This is a genomic window from Bacteroidota bacterium, assembly GCA_019637975.1.
Classification (GTDB): domain Bacteria; phylum Bacteroidota; class Ignavibacteria; order UBA10030; family UBA6906; genus CAADGV01.
In genome coordinates this window covers 1-10,216 of record JAHBUR010000062.1, presented here as the reverse complement: position 1 = coordinate 10,216, position 10,216 = coordinate 1, and the positions used below count along the sequence as shown (strand labels likewise).

13 protein-coding genes are annotated in these 10,216 nt (G+C 49.7%); 9 read left to right on the top strand and 4 right to left on the bottom strand.

All coding sequences use genetic code 11. The features are described 5' to 3' along the window. The 4 genes from KF749_18345 to KF749_18330 form a co-directional block, all read left to right on the top strand. Nucleotides 1-480 (top strand): dienelactone hydrolase family protein (locus KF749_18345; GenBank protein MBX2993117.1); only part of this gene is annotated, 480 nt, incomplete at its 5' end. Nucleotide 481: 1 nt separating this feature from the next. Next, on the top strand, nt 482-808 hold the full coding sequence (locus tag KF749_18340) for a DUF971 domain-containing protein (protein ID MBX2993116.1): 327 nt from the start codon (nt 482-484) through the stop codon (nt 806-808). Nucleotides 809-827: 19 nt separating this feature from the next. Beyond that, nucleotides 828-1,304 carry a flavin reductase gene (locus KF749_18335; protein MBX2993115.1) on the top strand — a complete coding sequence of 159 codons (477 nt, stop codon included), beginning with the start codon at nt 828-830 and terminating at the stop codon, nt 1,302-1,304. Between the two features lie 28 nt (nt 1,305-1,332). Continuing rightward, nucleotides 1,333-1,515: a hypothetical protein gene (locus tag KF749_18330; protein ID MBX2993114.1), complete on the top strand. Its 183-nt coding sequence runs from the start codon at nt 1,333-1,335 to the stop codon at nt 1,513-1,515. Between the two features lie 71 nt (nt 1,516-1,586). Here the strand turns inward: KF749_18330 and KF749_18325 are convergent, their stop codons facing one another. From KF749_18325 to KF749_18310, 4 genes are read right to left on the bottom strand one after another with little or no spacing between them, the layout of a single operon-like run. Further along, on the bottom strand, nt 1,587-3,377 hold the full coding sequence (locus tag KF749_18325) for a M20/M25/M40 family metallo-hydrolase (protein MBX2993113.1): 1,791 nt from the start codon (nt 3,375-3,377) through the stop codon (nt 1,587-1,589). A gap of 13 nt (nt 3,378-3,390) precedes the next feature. Further along, nucleotides 3,391-4,440: a PD40 domain-containing protein gene (locus KF749_18320; GenBank protein ID MBX2993112.1), complete on the bottom strand. Its 1,050-nt coding sequence runs from the start codon at nt 4,438-4,440 to the stop codon at nt 3,391-3,393. Between the two features lie 54 nt (nt 4,441-4,494). Next, nucleotides 4,495-4,782: a hypothetical protein gene (locus KF749_18315; protein MBX2993111.1), complete on the bottom strand. Its 288-nt coding sequence runs from the start codon at nt 4,780-4,782 to the stop codon at nt 4,495-4,497. Beyond that, entirely contained in the window at nt 4,779-5,309 is a 531-nt protein-coding gene (locus KF749_18310; protein MBX2993110.1) for a peroxiredoxin, read from the bottom strand. Before KF749_18310 ends, KF749_18315 begins: the two co-directional genes overlap by 4 nt. A 185-nt stretch (nt 5,310-5,494) precedes the next feature. On the opposite strand from KF749_18310, the gene KF749_18305 reads away from it, so the two are divergent. The 5 genes from KF749_18305 to KF749_18285 form a co-directional block, all read left to right on the top strand. Continuing rightward, nucleotides 5,495-6,208, top strand: coding sequence for an SDR family oxidoreductase (locus KF749_18305; GenBank protein MBX2993109.1), 714 nt, complete (start codon nt 5,495-5,497; stop codon nt 6,206-6,208). Nucleotides 6,209-6,308: 100 nt separating this feature from the next. Then, nucleotides 6,309-6,794 (top strand): Rieske (2Fe-2S) protein, encoded by a 486-nt coding sequence (locus KF749_18300; GenBank protein MBX2993108.1) that lies wholly within the window; start codon nt 6,309-6,311, stop codon nt 6,792-6,794. Nucleotides 6,795-7,006: 212 nt separating this feature from the next. Further along, nucleotides 7,007-7,459, top strand: a complete 453-nt coding sequence (locus KF749_18295) for a GatB/YqeY domain-containing protein (GenBank protein MBX2993107.1) — start codon at nt 7,007-7,009, stop codon at nt 7,457-7,459. 19 nt (nt 7,460-7,478) lie between these two features. Beyond that, nucleotides 7,479-9,842, top strand: coding sequence for an endonuclease MutS2 (locus KF749_18290; protein ID MBX2993106.1), 2,364 nt, complete (start codon nt 7,479-7,481; stop codon nt 9,840-9,842). A 47-nt stretch (nt 9,843-9,889) separates the two neighbouring features. Next, a partial coding sequence (locus KF749_18285; GenBank protein MBX2993105.1) for an acetyl-CoA carboxylase biotin carboxylase subunit occupies nt 9,890-10,216 on the top strand: 327 nt, incomplete at its 3' end.

The following is a 10,216-nucleotide window of genomic DNA, read 5'->3' as shown; positions in this document are numbered from 1 at the left end:
GCAGAAGAAGCACATGAACTGATGAGGGGACTTCCGGAAGATCGAGTCGCCAAGGACCTTAAAGGGGCGTTCACATTTCTACAGAAATTGGCCACGGTTAATTCAGAAAATATCGGCTCTATCGGCTGGTGTATGGGGGGCAGCTATTCGCTTACAGCTTCTCAAGTTCTCCCGTCGCTGGCCCTTGCTGTGATTTGTTATGGAAGATTGGTGACAGAAGAGCAAGAGCTGAACAAGATAGGCTGCCCAATCCTCGGCATCTTTGGAGAAACTGATCGCGGTATTCCTGCAGCAAGCGTCAAGATATTCGAACGAAGTGCTCAGAAGCTCGAAAAAAATGTAAGAACTGTAGTCTATCCTAATGTAGGACATGGATTTATGAATCCGAATAACATACAAGGATATGATGAAGCAACAACCCTTGAGGCTTGGCTGCGCATTCACGCTTTCCTCGAACTGAGACTGAAGGGAAGAAAGTAGAATGCACGTCACGAGCTTGAGGCAAACAACCCCGGCCGAAATTTCGCTGACTTGGAGTGATGGCCATTTGAGCCGCATTTCACTCATGGCACTTCGTGATGCATGTCCGTGCGCAGGGTGCCAAGGCGAAACCATTCTGTTACGCACGTATGTGCCACCGGCTCCAGACAAGACAATTCCCGGACGTTACAGATTGATGAACATGACAACTGTCGGTAATTATGCCGTTAAACCAATCTGGGGGGATGGGCATGACATGGGAATGTACACGTGGGAGCATTTACGATCGCTTTGCCAGTGCGATGATTGCGTGGAAGGCAGAAAGTAGGTTACCGAGGACTTGAGCTTTGGAGAAATCGACCCGAGATAAAGTACTAAACAAGATTCCTTATGGGCTGTATATTGTTGGCTCTAGAACCGAGGACGGTGTCGCAGCAATCATAGCCAACTGGATGACGCAAGTATCATTCAATCCTCCGCTCATAGGCATTGCCATAGAATCTGATTCCGATATGCAGGTTTATATCGACCGATCTAACTTCTTCTCCGTTAATTTCTTACCGGAAGGCTCAGTAGAATTGGCAAAGCCCTTCCTCAAAAGATCAAGGCAGGCAGGCTTAAAACTCAACAACAGGAATTTCGCACTTTCAAAACAAGGAACACCTTTTCTCGAGGACGCCGTCGCTTCATTTGAGTGCAAAGTTACTCAATCAATGGCAACGGGCGATCACACTCTCTTCGTCGGAGAGATTACCGACGGTCTCTCCAGGCGGGAGCACGGCATCCTGACGTTGAAAGAAACCGGATGGAAATACAGTCGATAACTAAGAACCAAGGAGTGTTAACAACACTATGGCTGCAACCGACACATTTGAGAGTTTCCTGAGTGAACTCCCGGTTTCGGACAGGGAAACGCTGAATGAATTCATCAAGACCCAGCGTGAACAGATGTTTGCGGCAAGGAGCGAAGAGGCTCGTGTGCGGATTGCCCACAACTTCATCGCCGAGGCACATGATCGATTGAAGAAATTATAGCTGCATCACTAACGTTCTTCGGAAGATGTGGTGTTGTCGGATTGAGGAGACTCCATTATCCCGTTGGCGAACTATCGCTTCGTCATCGTTGCCGAGAGCGTCATCGGCTTTCCGTCCCGCGTAATCTCAATCTCAACAACCTGGCCAACCTTCAACTCACCGAGAATTCCCATATAGTCGTAGATATTGAGAATCTTCTTTCCGCCAAGCATCGTAATGATGTCGCCTGCCTGTAAACCTGCCTTCTCACCCGGACCTCCTGCGCGCGTACCGTCAATTTTCATGCCTTTCACGTCGGCTGCATAATCCGGAACAACACCGAGCGTCACGCTAAAGCCGCGCCCGTCGCCGCCGCCCATTGCCGAGGCTGTGCTCTGCGCCTTGGTAAATTGCGGTCGCGGCGTCATACTCTGCACATCATTGGCAATATTGTAGATGTAGTGGGCAATGCGCTGCTTGTCCTCATAATTGAGCTTATCCCAATCGTCTGACGGTTTGTGGTAGTCGCTGTGTGTTCCTGTGAAGAAAAAGAGAACGGGAATGTCTTTTGTGTAGAACGATGCGTGGTCGCTGGGCCCGAAGCCGTCGGCTACGGTACGAATCGACATTGTATCAGGCGCTGTATTCCACTTCTTCACAACGTCATTCCAGACGGGCGATGTGCCGACGCCGTGAACCGTAAGGGTATTCTCCTTCATCCTTCCGATCATGTCCATATTAAGCATGGCAACTGTTTGATTGAGAGGGAAGTAGGGATTGTTGGTATAGTATTGCGAGCCGAGAGTGCCTAACTCCTCGCCTGAGAATCCGATAAAGAGAACGGTACGTGTTGGGGGATTGTTGGATGCAGCAAATTTCTGAGCAATTTCCAGCAATGCTGCAGTCCCGGATGCGTTATCATCAGCGCCATTATGAATGGCAATGACGTCAGGTTGAAGGGAGCCCGAACCTTCGCCTCCGTATCCGAGATGGTCGAAGTGTGCGCCGATTACCACGACCTCGTCTTTGTGCGTTGTCCCTTCGACGTACCCCAAAACATTTGCCGTACGCGACATAACCTGAATGACTTCGGTTTCGAGTGAGATAATTACGCCGGGAATATCAAAAGTGGCGGGCCTTCTATTGGCTTTGATGCTTTCCTGAATTCCTCCCAAATCCCTCTTGAGAGGAGCGAGAAGCTCTTCCAACACGCTTTTCCTGACGGAGATGCAAGGAATGCCTGATGTTGAGTGTGACTGGTCGTACGAGAGTTTTACGGGATACTCACTCAACTGATCAACAATAATCAGGGCCGCGGCACCCTTTTCACGTGCGTACCGGGCTTTATTCCTGAAAGATGTAAACCGATACAAGTCGCTGTGAATGTCATTGCCGTCTGGGCCGTAACGAAGCGCAACTACGATCTTTCCTGCAACGTCAATATCTGTGTAGTCATCATATTCCTTTTCCGGCGCGGAAATGCCATAACCGGCAAACACCACAGCACCCGTTACTGCTGTATTCGATGAAAACCCGAGCGGCCTGAAATCCTTGTCAACGTCGTATTTCTTCCTTGCACCCTTCGCCGCACTGATCGACAGCGTATTCTTCGGGCCGAGCTTCACGGCAGAAACGAATTCAAACTCTTGGAGAAACGAGCCATCCTTTCCGGCAGGATTTAATCCATAAGAAGCAAACTGTTGCTTCAAGTATTCGGCCGCTTTGCGGTTTCCCTCGGTACCCGAACCGCGGCCTTCAAGTTCATCCGAAGCAAGATAGTGCACATGTGCTTTCAGCTCGTCAACCGTGATTTCGGGGGATTGGGAAAATGAAGCAGGGAAGAAAGAGACGGTGGCTACAAGTAAGAATGCAGTTCTTTTCATGGTATGTCCTTTTTTAGTCGTTCCAATCTGCAATGAATAAATTCGTTTCACCTTCAACTTGTGCATTGCGGTTCGATGCAAAGATGAGTCGCTTTCCATCTCTTGTGAACATCGGGAAGCTGTCAAACGTTGGGTTGAATGTCACCTGCTCAAGGCCGGTGCCGTCGTCATTCATAATATACAAGTCGAAATTGCGCCCTTTTGGGTCTGCCAAGTTAGATGCAAAAATGATACGTTTGTTGTCAGGATGGAAGAACGGGGCAAAATTTGCGGCTCCGTTGCTGGTCAACTGGCGCTTGTTTGACCCATCTGCATCCATAACAAAAATTTCCATTTTCGACGGACGGACGAGATTCCGGGCAAGGGTTTCTTTGTAGATGTTTGCGGATGCAGTGTCTGCGTAATGCCACGCGCGGTACACAATTCTTTTTCCATCCCACGAAAAAAACGCGCCCCCGTCGTAGCCTAAATCGTGAGTCAGTTGCCGGACGTCAGACCCGTCGAGGTTCATGCTGTACAGGTCGAGATCTCCGTTGCGGAGCGATGTGAACACAATTCTGTCACCTGCCGGAGAGACCGTCGCTTCAGCATCGTAGCGGGGCGTATTTGTAAGCTGTCGCAAATTCGATCCATCGATATCAGCAGTGAAAATGTCATATTCGGGTGAGACCTGCCACACATAACCTTTCGAGTAGTCGGGCGGCGGAGGGCATACATCGAGTCGATGATGGGTTGATGAGAATAGAACAGTCCGATCGTCCGGGAAGAAATATCCGCAGGTTGTTCGTCCCTTTCCTGTACTGATCAGGCGGGTTTTGCCCGACGCGAGATTCATGACAAACTGCTGGTCACAACGGAAGGTATCGCGAGTGGATTGAAAGATAATCATCGACTCATCGAAGGAAAAATACGCCTCGGCATTCTCGCCACCAAACGTCAATTGACGAATGTTGGTAAGGTGCTTTTCCCCTGAATAGATCGTTGCGCTGGATTGAAACCGTTCACCGGAGCCGCAAGCCAGGAAGAAGAGTGACAGGCAAAAAAGGGGAGAGAGTATTTTCATTTCAACGTGGTCGGGTTTTAGTTGAGAAAGACGGCTTGCGACGTACTTGTTATGTCAGCAGGTTCTTGGAGAATATACAGTGTTTGTGGCAGGGTCGGTTATGAGCAGAATCTCATCAAGACGTACCGCAAACTCTTCATCCGTTGAAGAATCTTTGCCTTTCAGGAACTCCGTTTTGTCCTGGGAGAACAGATCGAGCACATACACATTCCTTACTATGATGCCATTGGATGACCGAATATCGAGCCTGAGTAATTGTCTTTTCACCGAGGACGCCTCGAGAACATCATACACCGAACATGCAATAGGTTTGTACGTTCCGGTTTGGTTGTCTCCAGTCATTGTATCGTTCTGAGCGCTGACTTGAGTTTATTGAACGAATCGTCTGTTGCAACTCTGTAGTCGGGGTCGATGTAGGCGATGTTTCCTGATCTGTCAATAACATACACAGTTCGTTTGTTATACCCCGTTTCGGGATTGTAACTGGAATACATCTTTGCAACTGTATGATCGTGGTCGCTCAGAAGTGCAAACTGAAGATCAAGCTGCTTCGCCCATTCGCGGTGCGACCAGACATAGTCGCCGCTTATACCGTACACGTTGGCTCCAAGTTCGGCGAGCGGGACAAAATTGTCTCGCATTGTACACATTTCCTTTGTGCATCCGCCACTCCAGTTCGCGGGGTAGAAGGCAAGGATGATATTGTTTTTCCCCAGATGAGCCGAAAGCGTAAATCCGTTTCCGATGATTGTATCTTTTGTCACGTACGAAAGCGTAAAGTCGGGAGCGCTGCCTCCGACCTGCAGAGGATCTCCTGCAAATGCGGGTGCAGCTATGACTATAGCCATGAGAAAAACAACCAGCCTCATTGGATCTCCATTGTTACATGAAACAATTTAGCGCAACTCCGATGTAAATGCAAGGTGATTGAAACGAGAACACAAGGAGCTTGCATCATAAGGCACTGAACAAGAAGACTCAGTTTGCAATTCGGGCTGTCGCTGAATATATTGGCTGGGCAAATCCGACTCTTTCATTTCTCTTATCGGTTAGAATGGATTTTCGAGGCAAGACTGCAATCATTACCGGAGGAACCGGCGCGCTTGGAAATGTTGTGGCCGCCCATTTCTTTACAGCCGGAGCAACTATCGCGATTCCCTTCCGACAAACATCGTCCGCCAACCTTCTCCCGAAGGAAATCCGCGACTCCACTGACCGGGTTTGGATGGGCAAAGCCGATATCTCCGTTGAACAGCAAGTCATCCAGTTTGTATCTGATGTGAAGGCAAAATTTCATGCAATTGATTTTCTTGTCAATATAGCAGGAGGGTATGCGGGGGGGAGTGCAATTGCCGATGTGTCGTTGGATGAATGGGAACGGATGATGAACCTGAATCTGAAGACGGCGTTTCTCATGAGTCGCGAGGTTCTGAAAGAAATGAAACAGCAAAATGCGGGCAGAATTGTGAACATCGCAGCAATGCCGGCAATAACGGGAGGCGCAAACAAAGGGCCGTATGCTATTTCGAAACGAGGTGTGATAACCCTGACCGAGACGATAGCAGCCGAAGTGAAAGCGAAAGGAATCACGGCAAACGCCATTGCGCCGGGCATTATCCTTACCGAGGAAAACAGGAGATCAATGCCCGACGCAGACTTTTCCCGATGGGTAACACCAGAAGAAGTCGCGGAGATGATTCTGTTCCTATGCTCGGAGTCAGCGCGTTCTCTCAACGGCAATACGATTAGAATGTTCGGCGTAATGTAAGGCCAGATGTGCAGCATTCTCCGTAAAATTCCAATTCCTCTGAAACTCTTGCAACAGGTCGCATGTTTACTACACAGGCACCTTAAAAGGAGATTTACTTATGGCAAGATTTGAACAGGGAGGGAACGTTCACTCGCGTAGAGAATTTGTTGTAAATGCGTGCAAAGTGGGGTCGGTTTTGGCACTGCACGGTTCTGTAGCGCAGTTTTTTGTTGCATGCAAGAGTGATGACAATCCGAATGCGCCTGCGTTGCCGGTAGTTCAGGGCACGTTGGCGGGGGGGACAGTAACTGTTTCCATCCCTGCCGGTTCGGCACTTGCAGTCGTCGGCAATGCGGCGTTAGTACAGTTCAGCGGCGGTGCGTTGCTTGTTGCACACGTATCCCAAGATTCGTTTGTAGCGCTGACAGCCACGTGTACTCATGAAGCATGCACGATAACAGGGTTTCAAGAACAAACGTATGTGTGTCCGTGCCACGGGTCACGATTTCGCACGAACGGACAGGTGGCGCAGGGTCCCGCTTCCTCAGCACTCCGAACATACCAAACTCAATTCGCAAACGAGGAGCTTACGATATTTCTGTAACGGCGTTCGCAACCTGATCTTCAGGCGCCACCGGCAGGTGGTTGCATCTCACGGCAAAATCAAGTAATTTTGTTTCAGATTTCTGTACACATTCCTCGAACTGCCACATGGGGTCGCGCGAGATAGCTTCGTGAACAAACAACACAACAACGAATAGGTTAGGCAGGGACCCGCAGTACCTGCCTTTTTTCATTTTTTGGGAGAACTGATTTATGGGGCTGACCGAGAAGATCAGCGAGGATATTAAATCTGCTATGAAGAGCGGAGAACGGCTCCGCCTTGAGACGCTCCGTACCCTTCGTGCTGTGCTGATGGAGAAGGCAATCGAGCTTCGCGGCAGCGGAAGGGTGATGACACCGGACGATGAAATTTCGACACTAACGAGTGCCGCCAAGAAGCGGAGAGAATCAATTCAACAGTTCGGTGCCGCAGGACGTACAGAGCTTGTCGAGCAGGAGACTGCTGAACTCGACATCATTGCAGAGTATCTTCCAAAACAAATGTCCGAAGAAGAAATCCGGCACGTGATTGAGCGAATCATTGACTCAAGCGGAGCATCGTCGCCCGCCGATTTTGGGAAGATCATGCCGTTGGTTATGAAGGAACTCAAAGGAAAAGCCGACGGCAAGATCATTCAGCAACTCGTCAAAAACAGGCTTGGTTAGGGGCCCAACACGCAGAACCATGGGACATTTTGATCAGGCTTTGGAGAAGTTGGAGTTCGATAAGATTCTCAAGAGGATTCTACGGTATGCTTCGTCCGATCCAGGTCGCGACTTGGTTTCCAGAATTACCCTGCTGACTTCACTTGAGCAAGTACGATGTGAGTTACAAAGAGTCAATGAGTTAAAGAAATTGCTTGAACAAGAATCTGCTCTGCCGCTCGACGGGATCTATCCGACAAGGGAGGCAGTAGCGAAATCGTCTATTGACGGAACAGTTCTTACGCCAAAAGAACTGTGGCACACGCTGTCTACGCTCCGCGCGGCCCGTGTTCTTCGGCAGTTCATCGGCAAGCGTCGCGAAGCGTACCCGTTGCTCTGGGAAATAGCGGAACCCCTCCACATAGATCGCGTGCTTGAATACAATCTTGATCAAGCAATTGACGAAAATGGCAATGTGAAGGGAGATGCCTCCAAGGAGTTGCTTAGCATTCGCAGAACCCTGGCGGACAAGTATGAAGAAACAAAGAAGCGCCTTGCAACCATTTTGAGGAATGTCGCCGATCTTGGTTTTGCTCAGGATGAGATCATCACAACGAGAGAAGGGAGGATGGTCATTCCTGTTAAGGCGGAGCATAAAAACCGGGTTCATGGTTTCATTCATAGTGCTTCCGCCAGCGGAGCGACGGTTTTCATTGAACCGTCTGACACGTTGGATTTAAACAACGAAATTCGCAATCTCCAGTTTCAGGAGCAACGAGAGATCGAGCGAATTTTACGTGAGTTGACAATACAGGTGGGACACATACGTGATCAGTTGCTAGCTAACTCTGCTATTTTGGCTGAGTTAGACCTCTTGCATGCAAAGGCAAAATACTCTATCGAAATCTTGGGTGTAGCTCCGGAAGTTACAGAGACAGGTCCTCTAAAGTTCGTTGAGGCGCGGCATCCTATCCTTCTACAATCGCACGGGCGGGATGGAACGGTTCCGCTCAATCTGGAGCTCGGAAGCTCCTACAATACGCTTGTCATCAGCGGCCCGAATGCCGGGGGTAAGAGTGTCGCGATGAAGTCTGTTGGCTTGCTTACACTGATGGCTCAGTGCGGTATGCACATTCCGGCATCCGATCAATCTGTGCTCCGCATTTTCAAAGACATGTTTGTTGATATCGGGGATGAACAATCAATCGAAAACGACCTCAGCACGTTCAGTTCACATCTCCGCAATTTGAAAGCAATCGACGAACAGGCCGGATCGAACTCACTTGTGTTGATTGATGAGATTGGTTCAGGTACAGATCCGGCCGAGGGAGGCGCAATTGCTGCTGCAATCCTCGAATCTCTGACGAAGCGCGGCACCTATACAATTGCGACAACGCATCACAGTTCACTCAAGGTCTTCGCCCATAATACCGAAGGGGTTGAGAATGGGGCAATGGAATTTGACCAAACGACACTCACGCCAACCTTCAAGTTCACGCCTGCAATCCCCGGAAGTAGTTATGCATTGGAAATGGCTCAACGTATTGGTCTCAAAGAAGATATGCTCTCTCGCTCACGGGAATTTATGGGACATCATCAGGCACGGCTTGAACAGTTGATTGCGAATCTCGAACTCTCAGCTCAAAAATACAGAAATCAACTTTACGACGTTAGGGCTGAGAAATCCCGCCTCGATTCACTCGTCCTGGAATACGAATCGAAGCTCTCGTCTCTGGCGTCCGAACTTAAGGAACTGAAGCGTAAAGCTGTCGAGGAGGCCAAAGGAATAGTCGACAACGCAAACGCCCTGATCGAGCGGAGCATACGAGAGATCAAGGAACGTTCTGCAGACAAGGAATCGGTTCGGGCTGTGAGGGAGGAGGTCAAAAAGGTGCAGGACGAAATCGAAATCGCCACTCTTCGACAAGAAGAAGCCATGCCCAAATCCGATTTTCTCGAAATCGGCTCTGCCGTAAGATTATCCGGCGGTGTCGAGACAGGCGAGGTTGCCGGCTTGAGCCCTGATGGCAAGAGTGCGATCGTTCTTTTCGGAAGCTTAAAGATGAAGGTTCCCACAAAGGATCTCGTCATGGCGAAAAAGATTCGTTCAACCTCATTCCGCCCCTCGGCAATCGAATCGGAAAAGCCTGCGGAGGTTGTCAGAGATATCGACCTGCGAGGAATGACCAGCGAAGAGGCGGTGCCTTTGGTCGACAAATTCATTGATACGGCCATTCTGACCGGGCTGCATCGGGTTGACATTATCCACGGAAAAGGAACGGGAGCATTGCGGAAAAAGGTGACGGAATTTCTTTCACACCATCCGCGTGTGAAATCATACCGGTTGGCCGAGTGGAATGAAGGAGGATCGGGGGCGACCGTGGTGGAATTGGCCGATGCATGATCATGCCGGTTTCCTGAAATGAACACTTCTGCAATAAGTTATCAGTGATTCGCACGATCAAAAAAATTCTGATTGCCAACCGCGGCGAGATTGCCGTACGCATTATCCGGGCGTGCAAGGAGATGGACATCGCATCCGTTGCAGTCTACTCGGAAGCCGACAGAACGAGTCCGCATGTACTGACTGCTGATGAAGCGTATTGCATTGGGCCGCCGCCATCGCGCGAAAGCTACCTTGTGATGGACAAGATCATCAATACGGCGAGGACGTGCGGAGCCGACGCAATTCACCCCGGCTATGGTTTCTTGTCAGAGAATGCGGAATTTGCACAGAGGGTTCTTGATGCGGGGCTTCTTTTCATCGGTCCAAATCCG

Excerpts from the sequence above, each read along its gene's own strand:
- KF749_18330 (MBX2993114.1), top strand. The coding sequence starts at position 1,333 with ATGGCTGCAACCGACACATTTGAGAGTTTCCTGAGTGAACTCCCGGTT.
- KF749_18325 (MBX2993113.1), bottom strand. The coding sequence starts at position 3,377 with ATGAAAAGAACTGCATTCTTACTTGTAGCCACCGTCTCTTTCTTCCCT.
- KF749_18305 (MBX2993109.1), top strand. The coding sequence starts at position 5,495 with ATGGATTTTCGAGGCAAGACTGCAATCATTACCGGAGGAACCGGCGCG.
- KF749_18310 (MBX2993110.1), bottom strand. The coding sequence starts at position 5,309 with ATGAGGCTGGTTGTTTTTCTCATGGCTATAGTCATAGCTGCACCCGCA.
- KF749_18290 (MBX2993106.1), top strand. The coding sequence starts at position 7,479 with ATGGGACATTTTGATCAGGCTTTGGAGAAGTTGGAGTTCGATAAGATT.
- KF749_18320 (MBX2993112.1), bottom strand. The coding sequence starts at position 4,440 with ATGAAAATACTCTCTCCCCTTTTTTGCCTGTCACTCTTCTTCCTGGCT.
- KF749_18340 (MBX2993116.1), top strand. The coding sequence starts at position 482 with ATGCACGTCACGAGCTTGAGGCAAACAACCCCGGCCGAAATTTCGCTG.
- KF749_18295 (MBX2993107.1), top strand. The coding sequence starts at position 7,007 with ATGGGGCTGACCGAGAAGATCAGCGAGGATATTAAATCTGCTATGAAG.
- KF749_18300 (MBX2993108.1), top strand. The coding sequence starts at position 6,309 with ATGGCAAGATTTGAACAGGGAGGGAACGTTCACTCGCGTAGAGAATTT.
- KF749_18315 (MBX2993111.1), bottom strand. The coding sequence starts at position 4,782 with ATGACTGGAGACAACCAAACCGGAACGTACAAACCTATTGCATGTTCG.